Below are 15,531 nucleotides of genomic sequence, written 5' to 3'. Positions count from 1 at the left end.
ACGGGATAATGCGAGTAAAATTTCAAGCACACGTATTGAAAGCGAGTTCCCATGAGTTTGAAAGATCGCCTGCGCGATGACAGCATCGCCCATCTGAAGGCCGGCAACGAGCTGGAGAAGACGACCCTGCGCAATATCCTCAGTGCCATCGGCACCAAGGAGAAGTCGGGAAAGAACCCCAGCGAGCTCAACGACCAGGATGTCGAGAACCTGCTTCGCAAGGAAGTCGGCAACCGCGAGGAAACTGCTGGCCTGGCCGCCAAGGACGGCCGCACCGAATTGGCTGAACGCGAATTGGCCGAAGCCGCCTTCATCTCCACGTACCTGCCCAAGATGCTTGACGAAGCGCAAGCCCAGGACATTGTCGAGAGGATCATGGCCGAACTTGCAGCCGATCACGACCTGACCATGAAGGACATGGGCCAGGCCATGAAGCTGGTCGGCGCCGAAATCGCTGGCCGCTTCGATGGCAAGGCTGTCTCCCAGATGGTGCGCGCCAAACTGGGCTAGCCAACACTGGACTTTTCATTCGGCACGGGCCGTCCAACTTTTGGGGCGGCCCGTTGCCGTAGTCCAGGCAACGGGGATGGGATCCGGGTTTTGAAGCAGATAGTCTGTGGATACCATGCCTGACTTCCCGAAAAACCGCGCCACCCTGTCCAAGGGCTCTGGCGCACTGCTGATCCTTGCCATCATCCTGGCCTCGCTGAACCTGCGTCCTGCCGTCACCTCCTTGGGGTCCCTGCTTGATCTGGTGATTGGCGACCTGCAGATGAATGGCTTCGTGGCCGGAATGATCACCGGCATCCCTCCACTGTGCTTCGCGCTGCTGGGTCCCTTGGCGCCACGGCTGGCCGGGAAGCGCGGACCGGAACTAGTGGTGGCCTCAGCCATGGGTGCTGTCCTGTTGGGCATTGCCCTGCGCGCGGTGGCTCCGGGGACCGGATTCTTCCTGCTGTGCACCGCATTGGCCCTTGCAGGCATCGCGGTGGGCAACATTCTCATGCCGGTACTGGTCAAGCGCTGGTTCCCGGGAAAGATCGGGATTGTCACCGGCGCCTACACTACGGCGGTTGCCTTGGGTGCTTCCGGAGTTGCGGGGGTCGCCGTGCCGGTGAATCAGATGCTCGGCGGAAACTGGCGCGTGGGCTTGGGATTCTGGGCAATTCTGGCCTTGCTGGCGCTGGTGCTGTGGCTTTTGGTGTACTTCGGGATGCGCAACCAAATCGCAGCCCAGCAGCAGCATCTTGCCAGTAACTCAAATGATGCGGCCGGCATCGGGCCGATGAGCAAGAACGCCACCGCATGGTGGGTGGCGTTGTTCTTCGGCGGGCAGTCCGCCGTGGCTTATATCTTCATGGGGTGGCTGCCCAAGATCTTCATCGACTTGGGAGTCTCGCCGGCATTCGCTGGATCCCTGCTGGCGATCCTGCTGGGTGTGGGCGTGCCTTTGTCCTTCGTGATGCCGGCGCTCGCTGCCAAATTCTCGAACCAGGCGCCACTGGTGATCTTCAACGGTGCCGTGGGCATCATCGCGATCATCGGCATGCTGCTTGCTCCGGTCCAGGGAGCGGTGCTGTGGGCGGTGCTGCTGGGCATTTGCGGGTCGAACTTCCCGCTGGCCTTGACCATGATCGGCTTGAAGGCCCGCACCGCCGCGGGTGTCTCGAAGCTCTCCACCTTCGGCCAGTCTGCGGGCTATCTGCTGGCGTTCCCCGGTCCGTTCCTGGTCGGGGTGCTGCACGAAACTTCGGGTTCATGGGTTGCGCCAATGTGGCTTATTGCCGGCTTGATCGTTTTCCAGACCCTGGTCGGCATCATGGCCGGGCGTCCGCGCTACATCGAGGACACGCAACTAGAGCAAGTGCGCTAGCTGGCGACTTCGCCGGTCGCGGCTGAGTCGACGTGCTTGTCGAAACCGAGATCTGCCTGGCTTCCTGCGACCCGTCCGGCCAATGAGGCATTGGCGCTTCCGGCTGCGGCGCGGTTCCTGCTGCGGCGCAGGAACGGATATTGGTTGCTGACGAATTCGTCGACCTGTTCCTTGCGGCTAGCCAGGACCAGTTCGGTCCCGCTGCCGCTGTGCACGCTTTCTTCCTGGTAGAGGATGGCGATGCGCGAAGCGACTTGCAGGTAGAAGCTGCGCTGGAATTCGCGGCGTTCAATGGTTTTCTCGGAATCGGTGTACCAGTTCGCGTAGAGCTTGCCCTCCTGTGCCCACCAGTGGGCCATGGCGGCAGTCGCCTGGACAACCAAGGAGGCGAAGAGATTCTTGACGGTAGCTACATCCGATTCATGGCCGATGATGTACAGCCTGCACGAGGTCGAGTAGTTGCTTTGCAGCATGGACACCGTGCGGAAGGCCCGGCCCACAGCGGACAGGCCATCGCGCTGTCCCAGGCGGTAGACGCCGCGCATATCGAAGTGCTCCTCGATAATGGCTTCCTTCTTCTTGCCCCGGTGGGCCGAGTCGGCATCCAGTTCCGCACGGCCGATGCCATAGCGCACCATGAGCCGTTCGGCATGTTCCTGGAAGGCCTGCGCTTCGTGCGGGAAAGTGGTGTTCTCGGCCTTGTTCAGCAATAGGGCAATGCGTTCTTTCAAGCGTTGCAGCTTTTGCTCAGAGGTGCTCATGGCTTCTTCCTTGCTAGCGGTCCGGCGGTGGCGAAGCGGTCATATCCGGTTCTCTGCATTAGTTTGCCACGAGGTGCAGAGCCCTGCTTGAGGGGCTGTGGGTAACTGCCGCCAGTGGACCCTAGCCGGTTGTGCAAACCGCGCGTAGAGTGAAGGCACCAAGCAGGTCCAGCAGGCCCGCGAACTTCGCTTCGCGGCTGGTCATCGGAGGTTGTGATGGGTGATTTTCGTGCATACACCATGGAAGAGCGGGCCACGTACCTGGCTCCTTCATGCGATCGCTGCGGGCAGCACCGCCACATAGTGTGGGAGAAGGTTGAAGGAACCCAGACCTACCGTCCGCGTGATGCGGGGTGCTCCAATGAGGCCTGCACCGCCTAGCTAGCGCAGCGTGCGGGCAGGTACCGCTCACGAGCGGATGCCCAGGCTTGCCGAGATGCGTGCCGAGGCGGCCGTAAGCACGGCTGCAATGTGGTTGCGATCGCGTTCCAGTGGCGGGTAGATGACGGCGATGGCCGCGGGCTTGCCCTGCGGGAGCACCAGCGGAACGGCAATCGAGGTTAGTCCCGGGATCACTTCGTCATGGCTGAATTCGAAGTCCTTGGCCGGGTGCTCCTGGGGATTGAGCATGGAACGGATGACCCGTCCCGGTGCGCCGTTGTCGATCGGATGGCGGGTGCCCGGGCGCTGGGCTACGGTGGCATCGGCGAGCCGGGGTTCTGCGGTGCTCAGGGTAACGGCTGCCTCGCCATCGAAGACGACAAGCAGCGCCGTCATCTGCAGCTCATCGGAGACGGTGGCCAGATGCGGTGCGGCCGCGGCCTGCAGGGACTTGGCGACGTTGCGCGCCAGCGCGCCCAGGCGGGCTCCCAACTCGAGCTCGCCTGCAGGATTGCGTTCCACGAAACCGTACTGCTCGAAGGTCTTGACCAGCCGGTAGGCCATGGAGCGGTGCACGCCCAGCAGTCCGGCGAGTTCCGAGACGCTCAGCGGCGTCGCGGATTCCCCGATCAGGGTCAGTGCCTCTAGCCCGCGGCCCAGGGTCTGCGAACCGCCTTCGGTGGTTTTGCTCATGTTCCAATCATTCCATCTGGCCTGCGCAGATGCCTGCCGTGCTGTTCCCGGTGTGATCCACGTCTTGCCTACAGCCTACGTGAAAGCTACGATTGTTTCTATAGTTAGAACAGTGTCGCAATTATAGAGACAATGAAGTTCAGCGGCACAGCGATAGGGGAGCCACATTATGCAGATTCACCACAGGGGATACGTTTCCGGGGATCCACGGGTCAAGGAAGCGGCCGGCTACGGCATCGACCGCGCCGAGCAAATTCCCGATGAAATGGATGTGCTGATCGTTGGAACCGGTCCGGCGGCCGCCGTGGTGACCGCGCAGCTCTCGCGCTTCCCGAGCATCAACGCCCGCGCCATCGAGATGCGCCCGGGCCGGCTCGACGTCGGCCAGGCCGACGGCATCCAGGCCCGCTCGGTGGAAACCTTCCAGGCTTTCGGCTTCGCCAACGAGGTTGTCGAAGAGGCCTACCGCAATGTCGAAATGTGCTTCTGGACCCCGGACCCCGAGAACCCGGCGAACATCAAGCGCCATTCGCGTGCTGCCGACGACTCCACCGGAATGAGCGAGTTCCCGCACATCTACGTGAACCAGTCGCGCATCCTGGACTACTTCCTGCGTGACGCCGAACGCGCGCCGGGCAAAATCACCCCGGACTACGGCGTGGAATACCTCGGCTGCGAGATCGACCCGGACGCCGAATACCCGGTGTCCGCGCGCATCAAATACGTGGCGGGGCCGCGTACTGGCGAAGAGCGCACTGTGAAGGCCAAGTACCTGGTTGGCGGCGACGGCGCGCGCAGCCAGGTGCGCCGCTCGCTGGGCCACAAGCTGCACGGCGATGCGGCCCTGCATGCCTGGGGCGTCATGGACGTCATGGTCAACACCGACTTCCCGGACATCCAGGTCAAATGCTCCATCCAGTCCCATGACGCGGGCAATATCCTGCTTATCCCGCGCGAGGGCGGCTATCTGGTCCGCTTCTACGTGGACCTGGGCGAGCTGACCGCCGAGGATGCCGGGGCCATCCGCAACACCCCGGTCGAGGAAATCGTGGCCACAGCCAACCGCATCATCCACCCGTACACGATGGACGTGAAGAACGTCGCCTGGTTCTCGGTCTACGAGGTGGCCCACCGGATCACCGACGGCTTCGACGACGTTTCCGATGAGGAGCGCGGCACCCGCTGCGCGCGTGCCTTCATCATGGGCGATGCCTGCCACACCCACTCGGCCAAGGCCGGGCAGGGCATGAACGTGTCCATCCAGGATGGCTTCAACCTGGGCTGGAAGCTGGCCGCCGTGCTCGAAGGCCGCGCCCCGGATGCGCTGCTGGATACCTACGCCGGGGAACGCAAGGTCATCGCGCAGAACCTGATCGACTTCGACAAGGAATGGTCCACCCTGATGGCCAAGTCGGTGGACGATTGGGAAGACCCTGACGAGCTGGAGAAGTACTACACCAAGACCCAGGAATTCCCTGCCGGGTTCATGACGCAGTACACCCAATCGCCGATCACCGCCGGCCTGGAGCACCAGGATCTGGCCCCGGGCTTCCCGGTGGGCAAGCGCTTCAAGTCCGCCGAGGTCATCCGCCGTTCTGATAACCGCTGGCGCCACTTGGGCCACTTCCACGAGGCTGACGGACGCTGGCGCATCTACGCCTTCGCCGATGCGGCAGCACCGGCACTGGAGGGCACCGCAATGGCCGACTTCGCCGCTTGGTGGAGCGCCGATCCGGCATCGCCGCGCAACCTGTACACCCCGGCGGGCGGGGACGAGGATGCCGTTTTCGATACCAAGGCCATCTACCAGCAGGACTATACGCAGGTCGAGCTGCATGATGTGCCCAAGGCCTTCCAGCCGTTGAAGGTCCCGTACGGCCTGCACGACATCAACCAGGTATTCGCAGCCGGCCACGGCCGCGACATCTTCCGCGACCGCGAAATCAGCAAGAACGGCGCCATCGTGGTGGTCCGCCCGGACCAGTACGTCGCCGGGATCTTCCCGCTGGATGCGCGTGAGGAGATCGCCGCGTTCTTCGCCGGGAACATGCTTCCGGCCAACGGCTAGAAAACCCTCTTGGCTCTTTGGCCGCACCCGACTGAACCATGGGTGCGGCCAAGGGGCCAAGCCTGCATAACTGCCGCCAAGCTGTCGCGCGCTGCTGGTAGCCTCGGGTGCATGAGCGCACTTTTCGACACGCTGCCGGTTCGCCGCGTCACCGAACATCCCAAGGCACCCATGGATCGTTCCGACTGGGCCGCCCAGATCCCGGCGGTGCAGCAACTGCTTGACGAGGGCCTTGAACTGGGCCAGCTGACTGTGCTGGTGGGGGAAAATGGCGCGGGAAAATCAACGCTCGTCGAGGCGATTGCAGCGGCCTTTGGGCTGAATGCCGAGGGCGGAACCCGCAACAGCATGCACCAGACCCAACCCACCGAATCCGGGTTGTCCTCGCACCTGCAATTGGAACGCGGAGCCGGTGCGTCCAAGGCCGGAGTGTTCTTGCGCGCAGAAACCATGCACGGGCACTTCGCCTATCTGGGCTCCATCGGCTCGCGCGGAAAGCACAATTTCCAGAGCCATGGCGAATCCTTCGTCGAGTTCTTCACCGAGCGATCGTATGTCAATGGGTTGTGGGTCTTCGACGAAGCCGAGTCAGCGCTGTCCTTCAATGGCTGCCTCATGCTGCTCTCGCATATTGCAGATCTGCTGCGTTCCGGTTCCCAGGTGATTCTCTCCACCCACTCGCCAATTCTTGCTTCCTTGCCGGAGGCGAGAATCTATGAAATTGGCGAGTGGGGAATCCGCGAATCGGACTACGACGAGTTGGACATGGTGCGGAACTGGCGGCTTTTCCTGGATGCCCCGGGACGGTACCTGCGCCATTTCAATGACTAGATTGCCGACGCAGCGTGGTCTTCGGTTAGAGCGGCGCTGCTAATTCCCCTAAGCTTTAAGCAACGGAAGACGAAGGGACGCACTATGGCCAAGAAGCGCTCAATTTGGGCTCGAATGTTCGGTATCGGCAAGGCTAACGCCAACGCCGCTTTGGATGCTCTGGAGGATCCGAAGAAGATGCTGGACCAGTCGGTTCGCGAATACACCAACAACATTGCCCAGGCCGAGCAGGCGGTTGCCCAGACCATCGGCAACCTGCGCATGGCCGAGGACGACCACGCCAAGTTCCAGCAGGAAGCCAAGGACTGGGGCAACAAGGCGCTGGCCGCGTCGAACAAGGCTGACGAATATTCTGCCGCCGGTGACAGCACCAACCAGCAGAAGTTCAACCAGCTGGCCACGGTGGCCATCCAGCGCCAGATGGACGCCGAGAAGCGCGCCAAGAACCTGGGATCCACGATCACCACCCAGCGTGATGTCGTGGCCAAGCTGAAGACCGGTCTGAACACCATGCAGACCAAGCGCCAGGAACTGGTGGCCAAGCGCGATGAGCTGGTGGCCCGCGCGCGCAATGCCAAGACCCAGAACCAGATGATGGACACCCTCAAGGCCCTGGACATCAACGACCCGACCAGCGAGATCAGCCGCTTCGAGCAGCAGATCCGCCAGGACGAAGCCAAGGTCCGCGGTGCGCAGGAACTGGCGGCCTCTTCCCTGGATGCGCAGTTCGCGCAGCTGGAAGACCTCGGTGCCGAGACCGAAGTTGATGCGCGCTTGGCAGCCTTGAAGGCCAGCAACGCCCCACAGGACATCCTCGAGGAAGCCGACGGCGCAGCGCAGATCGAAGCCGGCGCACCGCAGGTTTCCGAGATCGAAGCACGCCTGGCTGCCTTGAAGAAGAACCAGGCCTAGGTCCTAGCCACAAGCGCCAAAGCGTCCCTTCCCGGATCACTACTGATCCGGGAAGGGACGCTTTGCCTTTTTCGTGGGAACCGGGTCTAGCGGCCAACCGATTCCTGGGCGGTGCCTGCTGGATGCAAGGTGGCACTGCCTGCGGAGACATCGATCGTGATCTTGTTAGGGGAGTTCGGATCGGTGGCGAGCAGGTTCTCGACGGATCCGGCGGCCGTATTCTGCCGCAGGTCGTAGGTGGCCTCGGGCAGTTCCAGCTCCAGCGAGCCGGCGCTGACACTGCCCTCGATGCTCTTGGGCGCCGTGCCCGAGAGTTCGCCAATGAGTTCGCCGGCCGAGATATCAAACCGGGCGCTTCGGACATTGTCCAGGCGCACCGTTGCTTCCCCTGCGCCCAAGTCGATATCGGCGGTGTGCGCGCTGCCGGTGAGGTTCAGCTCCCCGGCACCGACTTCAACCACCAGGTCCTTGTAGGCGCCGACTGCGTTGAAGGATCCGGTGGACAGCTCGAAGTCCGCATCCAGCGTTCCGTTGTCCATGGATTGCGGAAGCACCAGCGTTGCCTCGTTGTCGTCGAATCCGCAGCCGAAGAAGCAGAAGTTGTCCCAGGCATTCGGGGCTTCGACGATGAGCCGATTGCGCTCCCGATGCAGCTTCCAGCTCGCGGCCTTGGCGCTTTTGACTTCAAGTGTTGCCTTGTCGGTGTCCGCAAAGACCAGATCGAAGCGTCCCGAGCTCGCCGAAACTTCCAAGGCGGTCACCCCGGAGACCTCTGCTTCGTGGACCGAATGCTCCCGGGAGACCGAAGCAAAGGCGCTGCGTGCCGTGGCGATGACCAAGGTGAGAATGACCAGCCCGCCGAGCACCGCGAGGATGATATTCAGCGGCTTGCCGTTGTTGGGTGGCGCCGGTGGGTTTGGCGGTAGCGGCATGGTTTGCGTGGTAGTCATGATCCTGTCCTGTCTGTGCGGTTGGTGCCCAGGGTTTCAATATGAGCCAGGGCTGCCAGCACGCGCCGGTTGCCCGTTCCGTCGGCTTCCAAGCCGAGTTTCTGGAAGATGGAAGTGATGTACTTTTCTACGCTGGCCTCCGAGAGGAAGAGCAGCGCGGCGATCGCCTGGTTGGATTTTCCTTCGGCCAGTGCGGCCAGGACTGTGCGTTCCCGGTCGGTCAGCTTCTGCATGCGGTCATCGTGATTGCGTCGAGTCAACAGCTGTGCCACCACTTCCTGGTCCAAGACGGTTCCACCACCTGCAATCTGCTCCAGCGAGGCAATGAACTCGCTGACATCCGCAACGCGGTCCTTGAGCAGGTAGCCGATCGCTCCGGACTGGGTGGAAATCAGTTCCGAGGCGTAGCGCTCCTCGACGTACTGGGAGAGCACCAGCACCGGCAGGTCTGGATACTTCTTGCGCAGTTCCAGCGCCGCACGGATGCCTTCATCCGTGTAGGTCGGCGGGAGGCGGACATCCAGGATGCAGACCTGCGGGAAATCATCGGCGGACGAGTTGTCCAGGAAATCCATCAGCCCGCTGGTTTCGGGCAAATCCGCGACAACATGGTGGCCGCTGTGGGCCAGCAACCTGACCAGCCCTTCACGCAGAAGGACCGAATCCTCGCAAATCAGTACGCGCATGGCACGTTCACCTCCACTGCAGTTGGCCCGCCCTGGGGGCTGTCCAGGTTGAAGGTGCCGCCGGCGGCGAGCACCCGATTATTGATTCCATCCAGGCCGCCGCCGGGGGTGATGAGCGCCCCGCCGGTGCCGTTGTCCTCGATGCGGGCCCACAGGCTTTGCTGGCCCTCATGCTCCCGGACCCTCACGGTGATCTGGCAGCGCTGGGCCCGCGAATGCTTGGCAGCATTGGTCAGCGCCTCGGCAATGGCGAAGTACACCGCCGCTTCGGCCACGCGCGGATAGCGCCCATTGAGCTGGATATCCAGGCCCACCGGGATATGCGAGCGGCCTGCGATAGCCGAGAGTGCCGCATCCAGTCCGCGGTCATCGAGTACCGACGCGTAGATTCCGCGGGTGAGCTGGCGCAGTTCGGTAATCGCGGACTTGGTTGAAGCGTGGGCTTCGGCCACCAGTTCCTTGGCCTGGCGCGGATCGCTGTCGATCTGCTGGTGCGCAAGCCCCAAGGTCATGGCCACGGAGACCAGCCGGGGCTGGACCCCATCGTGCAGGTCGCGTTCGATGCGGGTGCGCTCCACCTCTGCGGCGCGCACCGCTCCTTCGCGCTGCACCGCGGTGGTGCGCACGCGTTCGACCAGTGCACTCTCGCGGGCAATAGAGCCGACGATTCCCACGGTGACCATCCGGTGCAAGAAAACCAAGCCGATAACCACTGCTATTCCCAGCAGCGCCGCCAGCACCAGCCAAGGTGCCTGGCTTACCGGGGTCTGGAAGCCCCACAGCCCGGGAACGGTTGCCAGCGGGTCGGCACTATCTGCCTGCAAGACCGGGGCGAAGGCAACGATGGACGAACGCACGGCCATTTGCAGGGCAGTGAGCATCAGCGAGCCGGCCAGGCAGGAGAAGAGCAAGCTTCCCAGCAGCGCCCACATGCGTCCGTTGGACACATTGCGTCCGAGCGAACGGACGTATTCGCCAAAGCCTTCACGGCGGCGTGGCCGCCAGGTCAGCGGAGCGACGTCCATGTCGTAGAGGTTGCTGATTCGAGTCAGCTCGAAGCGGGCCAGGCCGAAGAGCGCATAGACCATTCCGGCCAAGACGACCAGGCCCAAACCGAGGATCGGGGTCAGCGCGACGCCTACCGAGAGCCAGGCCAGCAGCAGCGAAAACAGGATCAGGCCGGCAGACCCGAACAATGCCATATGCAGCAGCGTCATGCCCAATCTCAGCGGGGGACGGGCAGGTGCGGTGCCCGGTAGAACCTTAGGTGTCGAAGTCATACCTCAACACTAGAGCGCGCAGGTCAGCGCCAACACCGAGGGAACCGGAGTTCTTCATTATGGAAAACCCGAAGAATTTGCCTCCCAGGGTGCCCTTTGGGCTTTTCGGAGCGCAGGATGGACAGATGGACACGAACCAGGATCCGCAGGCGGCAGGAACAGCGCCCCTCGAGATCAGGCCGCTGGCCGAAGAACGCATGGACGACTTCGCGACGGTAGTGAATCCGAGCCGGAGGCAGAAGCATTGCTGGTGCTTGTCGCACCGGATCGGTGCCGTCGAGATCAGGGAACGAGGCGCAGGGGACCGGTTCGCCGCCATGCGCTCACTGAGCACCGAGCCGATTGCCCCGGGAGTGATCGCTTATCGCGCAGGGGAACCGGTGGGCTGGTGCAGCATCGCTCCGCGATCGAGGATCCCACTGCTGGAAAAGTCCAAGCTCATCAGGCCCGTGGATGATCTGGAGGCTTGGAGCATCACCTGCATGGTGGTGCGCAGCGGCTACCGCCGCCAGGGCGTGAATCGGGAAATGGTCCAAGGCGCAGTGCAGTATGCGCGGGACCTCGGGGCGCCAGCGGTCGAAGCCTACCCCGTGGATCCGGCAGGGCGGATGGACCTGACCATGGCCTTCGTCGGAACCAGGAAGATGTTCGAGCAGGCCGGGTTCGAGGTCGTCGGGGTCAGCGACGCCCAGGCCAGCAGGATGCCCCGGCTGATCATGCGCAAACTGCTCTGACCCGGTGACGCTGTGTTGCATTTGCTCCGCTTTGGCACCGGGATAAGGAACCGGCGTGAATTAGCGAGGTTCCGTCAGCGCTTCAACGCCGCGCACCCCTTCATCATCCAGACGAGGTTTGAAATACGTGGAAATGGCCGTCTTGGCTGCGTTTCCGGCGGTGACTGGCTCTCTGGCTTCAATTGCATCGAAGATAGCTCGGTCCAATGCCACCACTTTTTTCATTTCTAGGGACTCGTTGTCCGCGTGGCTCATCTGGTCATTCATGACGCTCAAGATGGCACCGGATACCGCCTCGCCACAGATCCGCAACAGGCTGTTGTGGCTGGCTTCCCATACGGCCGCGTGGAAATCGAGGTCGGCTCGGTTGAAGGATCCGGAGCCCGCAGCCGCCTCAGATTCCATGCGTTCAACTGCATCGCGCATGACCGATAATTGCTCGGAACTATGCATTACGGCCGCTAGCTGGCAGGCGGAACTCTCCAGAACGATTCTGAATTGAACCAATTCCGAGAGTGAGAGGGTAGCTATGCGCGCCATATTGGCAAAGGATCTGCCCAGATTATCCGTGGAAACCGGCAAGACAACTGGACCGCTGCGGCTACCGGGACGCGACGCAATGAGGCCTTGGCTCTGTAATACTCGCAATGCCTCGCGGACCGTTGGCCGGCTGACGGAGAACTGCACCATGAGCTCGCGTTCACTGGGAAGGTGCTGGCCAGGTTCAATTTCCTTGGACAGAATCGCTTCCTCGATTTGTTGCACTACTCGCTCGTAGGTCAATGTTGGCACGGCCGGCGTGAAAGTTAGCTTGCTCAATTGGGGCCTTCCTTTAGCTGCGAGTGGAAACGGTTAGCGGACAAGGTATTGCAGTTCTCCGGGGCGGCACCGCCCCAGTCAAATATTTCGACAACTGGTAAGACCAGAAAACTTAGTAGAAATATCAGCATATATGGTGTTGTATGGATCACATCACTCAATGGACATGTTGACCGATGGAGATCCCATGAAAGAGAAAAAGAACTACAGTCGGCTTGCGGCGACAGTGCTGGTTGGCTCTCTGGCGCTAACCGCGTGCTCTGCAGGATCAGGCGGGACTTCGTCGGAAGGCTCGGCCGAAAACACTTCAGTGACCGTCGCGCTAACTGGTGAACCGGTCAATCTGGACTTCACCACGACTGCAGGCGCTGCTATTCCGCAAGCGCTCATGTCCAATGTCTATGAAGGATTGGTCGAGATCGACCAAGAAGGAAAGATCCAGCCGTTGCTCGCCGAATCGTGGGAGCTGAGCAACGGGAACAAGACTTATACGTTCAAGCTTCGCGAAGGCGCAACCTTTTCCAATGGCGAAGCGTTCACTGCCGATGACGTCAAATTCAGTATCGAACGAGTCCAATCCGATGACTGGGTCTCTAGCTTGAAGACGAAAATGGAAATCGTGGACTCTGTCGATGTCCTCAGTGATTCCGAAGTCGCCATTACCCTGAAGCAGCCGAGTAATGCCTGGCTTTTCGACATGGGCACCTTGGTCGGAGCCATGTTCGATCCAAGCGGCGTTGACGAACTAGCTTCGACCGCCATTGGGACTGGGCCATACGAAATTGATGCGTGGAACCGCGGGCAGTCCATCGAACTCGCGACACGCGATGACTACTGGGGCGAGAAACCGCAGGTTGAAAAGGTCTCACTGCGCTACTTCGCCGATGCGGTAGCCACGACCAATGCACTTCAATCCGGCGACGTGGATGTCGTCTACAACATGCAGTCCCCGGAACTGCTGTCCCGTTTCGAATCAAATGACAAGTACCAGGTCCTTGACGGCACCTCCAATGGCGAGATCGTCTTGTCCATGAATAACAAAAAAGCTCCGTTCGATGACAAGCGCGTGCGCCAAGCCGTCATGTATGCCATCGACCGCCAAGCTGTAGTCGACACCGCATGGAACGGCTACGGCACGGTGGTGGGCGGACCGGTTCCGACCACCGACCCGTACTACGAGGATCTGAACGATATCTACCCGTACGACCCGGAGAAGGCCAAGGCGTTACTCAAGGAAGCTGGAGCCGAGAACCTGCAGATCACTTTCAAGGTTCCAACTCGCCCTTACGCAACCGCAGTCTCTGAAATAGTCGTCTCGCAACTGGCTGATGTCGGAATCGACGCTAAGATCGAGTCCTCCGAATTCCCCGCGGTCTGGCTCGACGAGGTCTTCACCAAGCACGATTACCAGATGTCGGTCGTCCTGGCAGTGGAGAGCCGAGATGTTTTGGCAATGTTCAACAACCCGGACTACTACCTGGGCTACGACAATTCAGGCATTGAGGAGCTTGCCGCAAAAGCCGATGCTGCCGACGAAGCCGGATACGTGGATGGCATGAAAAAGGTGGTTCGCACCATCGTTGATGATGCAGCTGCAGATACCCTGTTCATCTTCCCGAACATCGTGGTAGCCAAGGCAGAGGTGACCGGCATTCCGGCCAACTCCGTGACCGAAGCATTGGATATGACCAATATCGGCTGGAAATAGCTTCCATAGCCGCACCGACAAAGGGAAAATCACGTGGGTATTAGATTACTGATCAACTTGGCAAGATTCGTTGTCACTTATGTGATTGCAACGGTTGCAGTGTTCCTTTTCATGCGAGCAATTCCCGGAGATCCTGCCCAGATTGCCCTGGGTGTGAACGCCACCCCGGAGCTATTGGCCAAAACGCGAGCCGAGTTCGGGACCGATCGGCCGCTGATCGTCCAGTACTTTGACTGGGCGCTGGGGTTGCCCACCGGCAACTTCGGCACATCCTACGTCACGCGGCAAGATATCAGTCCGCTGATTGTCGACCGGGTGCAAGTCAGCCTGATCCTGGTACTGCTGGCAATGGTCCTCGCCCTGGCGATTGCGATTCCTTTCGGCACCTACGCGGCGGTCAAGCACCGCAATCCGAGCGGCATCATTGTCAGCGGAATCAGCCAGGTAGGCGTGGCCATTCCCAACTTCCTCGCCGGCATTCTGCTGGTGGTCGTCTTTGCCGTGGGCCTGGGTTGGCTTCCGGCCAACGGGTGGACACCGCCCGGCGAGGACTTCGGAGATTTCATTTCCCGCGTCGTCCTGCCGGTGCTCGCTCTGGCATCCGTGCAGGGAGCTATCCTGACTCGCTATGTCCGTTCGGCGGTGATGGAAGTGATGAACGAGGATTACTTGCGGACCGCACGGTCCAAGGGCCTCGGGAAGCTTGAATCGCTGATCAAGCATGGTCTGCGCAACGCCTCCATCCCGGTTCTGACAGTTACCAGCGTGCAGTTGGCGGCATTGATCATTGGCGCGGTGGTCATTGAACGGGTGTTTGTGATCCCAGGCCTTGGGTCCATGCTGCTCGACGCGGTGGGCAACCGCGATCTTCTTACCGTGCAATCGGTGGTCATGGTGCTCGTCGCGATTACCTTGATCATCAACTTGGTCGTGGACGTGCTCTACACAATCCTGGATCCACGCATTCGAAAGGGCGCGTAATGTCTGCAGAACCAGTTACCGCTTCAAGCACCCGTCGCAAACTCTCCGTGACGCTGCTGGTAGGCAGCATCCTCGTAGCTCTCGTGGTGCTCGCTGCACTCGTCTCCTTTGTCTGGACCCCCTTCGATCCGGTACAAGCAGTTCCCCAGGATCGCTTGCAAGGATCCAGCGTCACCCATCTGATGGGTACCGACAGGTACGGACGCGACGTCTTTTCGGGAATCCTGTACGGAGCGCGCATTACCTTGCTGGTGGGTTTGGTTGCGGTAGGCATCGCCCTGATCATAGGGACGCCGCTAGGTATTCTGGCTGGCATGCGAGGCGGCATCACCGAGGAAGTTACCATGCGTGGCGCTGATATTCTCCTCGCTTTTCCCGCGTTGCTGGTAGCGATCATGTTCGGCGCCGTATTTGGAGCCAGCACATTCACGGCCATGCTTGCAATCGGCATTGGCTCGATACCCGGCTTTGCGCGTGTTGCGCGAAGCGGCACCCTGCAGGTGATGAGCACCGAATACATCATGGCTGCCAAGGCATCCAGCCAGAGCAGCTGGCGTATCGCCCGGCGCCATGTGTTGCCCAATATCATCGGCATGGTCGTGGTGCAGTGCTCGGTATCGTTCGCAATTGCGGTACTTGCCGAAGCTGCGCTGTCCTTCCTTGGCTTGGGCACTCCACCACCGGTCCCATCCTGGGGCCGCATGCTGCAAGAATCCCAGCAATTCCTGGGGACCTTCCCGATGCTCGCCGTTTGGCCGGGCGCCGCCATTGCCGTTGCAGTGTTGGGCTTCACCTTGCTTGGTGACGGTCTGCGTGATCGGTTCGATCCGAAACTGAATGGAGATCGGTAATCC

At 61.2% G+C, this 15,531-nt stretch carries 15 protein-coding genes; 9 read left to right on the top strand and 6 right to left on the bottom strand.

The window, feature by feature from the left end; genetic code table 11:
- Positions 1-51 precede the first annotated feature (51 nt).
- Both CQ012_RS10115 and CQ012_RS10110 read left to right on the top strand, forming a co-directional pair.
- Entirely contained in the window at positions 52-510 is a 459-nt protein-coding gene (locus CQ012_RS10115) for a GatB/YqeY domain-containing protein (RefSeq protein WP_105662056.1), read from the top strand.
- 115 nt (positions 511-625) lie between these two features.
- Positions 626-1,873 (top strand): CynX/NimT family MFS transporter, encoded by a 1,248-nt coding sequence (locus tag CQ012_RS10110; protein ID WP_286134065.1) that lies wholly within the window; start codon positions 626-628, stop codon positions 1,871-1,873.
- On the opposite strand, the gene CQ012_RS10105 is transcribed toward CQ012_RS10110, so the two are convergent.
- Together CQ012_RS10105 and CQ012_RS10100 are read right to left on the bottom strand one after the other, a co-directional pair.
- The gene (locus tag CQ012_RS10105; RefSeq protein WP_105662055.1) at positions 1,870-2,634 is read right to left on the bottom strand and encodes a DUF2786 domain-containing protein; all 765 of its coding nucleotides are present in this window, start codon (positions 2,632-2,634) and stop codon (positions 1,870-1,872) included. The genes CQ012_RS10110 and CQ012_RS10105 overlap by 4 nt on opposite strands.
- A 408-nt stretch (positions 2,635-3,042) precedes the next feature.
- A complete protein-coding gene (locus CQ012_RS10100; RefSeq protein ID WP_105656120.1) occupies positions 3,043-3,708 on the bottom strand; it encodes an IclR family transcriptional regulator in 666 nt (221 codons plus the stop codon).
- Positions 3,709-3,877: 169 nt separating this feature from the next.
- On the opposite strand from CQ012_RS10100, the gene CQ012_RS10095 reads away from it, so the two are divergent.
- The 3 genes from CQ012_RS10095 (at position 3,878) to CQ012_RS10085 (ending at position 7,519) form a co-directional block, all read left to right on the top strand.
- A complete protein-coding gene (locus CQ012_RS10095; protein ID WP_105662054.1) occupies positions 3,878-5,776 on the top strand; it encodes an FAD-dependent monooxygenase in 1,899 nt (632 codons plus the stop codon).
- Positions 5,777-5,887: 111 nt separating this feature from the next.
- Positions 5,888-6,607, top strand: coding sequence for an AAA family ATPase (locus CQ012_RS10090; protein WP_105656122.1), 720 nt, complete (start codon positions 5,888-5,890; stop codon positions 6,605-6,607).
- A gap of 84 nt (positions 6,608-6,691) precedes the next feature.
- Complete coding sequence (locus CQ012_RS10085; protein ID WP_105656123.1) at positions 6,692-7,519, top strand: PspA/IM30 family protein; 828 nt, start codon at positions 6,692-6,694, stop codon at positions 7,517-7,519.
- An 86-nt stretch (positions 7,520-7,605) separates the two neighbouring features.
- Here CQ012_RS10085 and CQ012_RS10080 read toward each other — a convergent pair whose 3' ends face one another.
- From CQ012_RS10080 to CQ012_RS10070, 3 genes are read right to left on the bottom strand one after another with little or no spacing between them, the layout of a single operon-like run.
- Positions 7,606-8,469 (bottom strand): hypothetical protein, encoded by an 864-nt coding sequence (locus CQ012_RS10080; RefSeq protein ID WP_105662053.1) that lies wholly within the window; start codon positions 8,467-8,469, stop codon positions 7,606-7,608.
- A complete protein-coding gene (locus CQ012_RS10075; protein ID WP_105656125.1) occupies positions 8,466-9,155 on the bottom strand; it encodes a response regulator transcription factor in 690 nt (229 codons plus the stop codon). Before CQ012_RS10075 ends, CQ012_RS10080 begins: the two co-directional genes overlap by 4 nt.
- Positions 9,143-10,435, bottom strand: a complete 1,293-nt coding sequence (locus CQ012_RS10070; RefSeq protein ID WP_105662052.1) for a sensor histidine kinase — start codon at positions 10,433-10,435, stop codon at positions 9,143-9,145. Before CQ012_RS10070 ends, CQ012_RS10075 begins: the two co-directional genes overlap by 13 nt.
- A gap of 125 nt (positions 10,436-10,560) precedes the next feature.
- On the opposite strand from CQ012_RS10070, the gene CQ012_RS10065 reads away from it, so the two are divergent.
- Positions 10,561-11,169: a GNAT family N-acetyltransferase gene (locus CQ012_RS10065; protein ID WP_105662051.1), complete on the top strand. Its 609-nt coding sequence runs from the start codon at positions 10,561-10,563 to the stop codon at positions 11,167-11,169.
- A gap of 60 nt (positions 11,170-11,229) precedes the next feature.
- Here CQ012_RS10065 and CQ012_RS10060 read toward each other — a convergent pair whose 3' ends face one another.
- The gene (locus tag CQ012_RS10060; protein ID WP_286134041.1) at positions 11,230-11,961 is read right to left on the bottom strand and encodes a FadR/GntR family transcriptional regulator; all 732 of its coding nucleotides are present in this window, start codon (positions 11,959-11,961) and stop codon (positions 11,230-11,232) included.
- A 214-nt stretch (positions 11,962-12,175) separates the two neighbouring features.
- Between CQ012_RS10060 and CQ012_RS10055 the strand changes: the two genes are divergently transcribed.
- Genes CQ012_RS10055 through CQ012_RS10045 form a run of 3 tightly spaced genes read left to right on the top strand, consistent with a single transcriptional unit; the run spans position 12,176 to position 15,528 of the window.
- Positions 12,176-13,696, top strand: a complete 1,521-nt coding sequence (locus CQ012_RS10055) for an ABC transporter substrate-binding protein (protein WP_105656377.1) — start codon at positions 12,176-12,178, stop codon at positions 13,694-13,696.
- A 33-nt stretch (positions 13,697-13,729) separates the two neighbouring features.
- Positions 13,730-14,677, top strand: coding sequence for an ABC transporter permease (locus CQ012_RS10050; protein ID WP_105656129.1), 948 nt, complete (start codon positions 13,730-13,732; stop codon positions 14,675-14,677).
- Positions 14,677-15,528 (top strand): ABC transporter permease, encoded by an 852-nt coding sequence (locus CQ012_RS10045; RefSeq protein ID WP_105656130.1) that lies wholly within the window; start codon positions 14,677-14,679, stop codon positions 15,526-15,528. The genes CQ012_RS10050 and CQ012_RS10045 overlap by 1 nt, the downstream gene beginning before the upstream one ends.
- Positions 15,529-15,531 lie beyond the last annotated feature (3 nt).

It is taken from the genome of Arthrobacter sp. MYb214 (assembly GCF_002979865.1).
Lineage (GTDB): Bacteria > Actinomycetota > Actinomycetes > Actinomycetales > Micrococcaceae > Glutamicibacter.
Note: the sequence above shows the minus strand (reverse complement) of the source record. Positions and strands in the feature narration are given on the sequence as shown.

Coding starts and splice junctions, on each gene's coding strand:
- CQ012_RS10115 (WP_105662056.1), top strand. CDS start 52: ATGAGTTTGAAAGATCGCCTGCGCGATGACAGCATCGCCCATCTGAAG.
- CQ012_RS10110 (WP_286134065.1), top strand. CDS start 626: ATGCCTGACTTCCCGAAAAACCGCGCCACCCTGTCCAAGGGCTCTGGC.
- CQ012_RS10105 (WP_105662055.1), bottom strand. CDS start 2,634: ATGAGCACCTCTGAGCAAAAGCTGCAACGCTTGAAAGAACGCATTGCC.
- CQ012_RS10100 (WP_105656120.1), bottom strand. CDS start 3,708: ATGAGCAAAACCACCGAAGGCGGTTCGCAGACCCTGGGCCGCGGGCTA.
- CQ012_RS10095 (WP_105662054.1), top strand. CDS start 3,878: ATGCAGATTCACCACAGGGGATACGTTTCCGGGGATCCACGGGTCAAG.
- CQ012_RS10090 (WP_105656122.1), top strand. CDS start 5,888: ATGAGCGCACTTTTCGACACGCTGCCGGTTCGCCGCGTCACCGAACAT.
- CQ012_RS10085 (WP_105656123.1), top strand. CDS start 6,692: ATGGCCAAGAAGCGCTCAATTTGGGCTCGAATGTTCGGTATCGGCAAG.
- CQ012_RS10080 (WP_105662053.1), bottom strand. CDS start 8,469: ATGACTACCACGCAAACCATGCCGCTACCGCCAAACCCACCGGCGCCA.
- CQ012_RS10075 (WP_105656125.1), bottom strand. CDS start 9,155: ATGCGCGTACTGATTTGCGAGGATTCGGTCCTTCTGCGTGAAGGGCTG.
- CQ012_RS10070 (WP_105662052.1), bottom strand. CDS start 10,435: ATGACTTCGACACCTAAGGTTCTACCGGGCACCGCACCTGCCCGTCCC.
- CQ012_RS10065 (WP_105662051.1), top strand. CDS start 10,561: ATGGACACGAACCAGGATCCGCAGGCGGCAGGAACAGCGCCCCTCGAG.
- CQ012_RS10055 (WP_105656377.1), top strand. CDS start 12,176: ATGAAAGAGAAAAAGAACTACAGTCGGCTTGCGGCGACAGTGCTGGTT.
- CQ012_RS10045 (WP_105656130.1), top strand. CDS start 14,677: ATGTCTGCAGAACCAGTTACCGCTTCAAGCACCCGTCGCAAACTCTCC.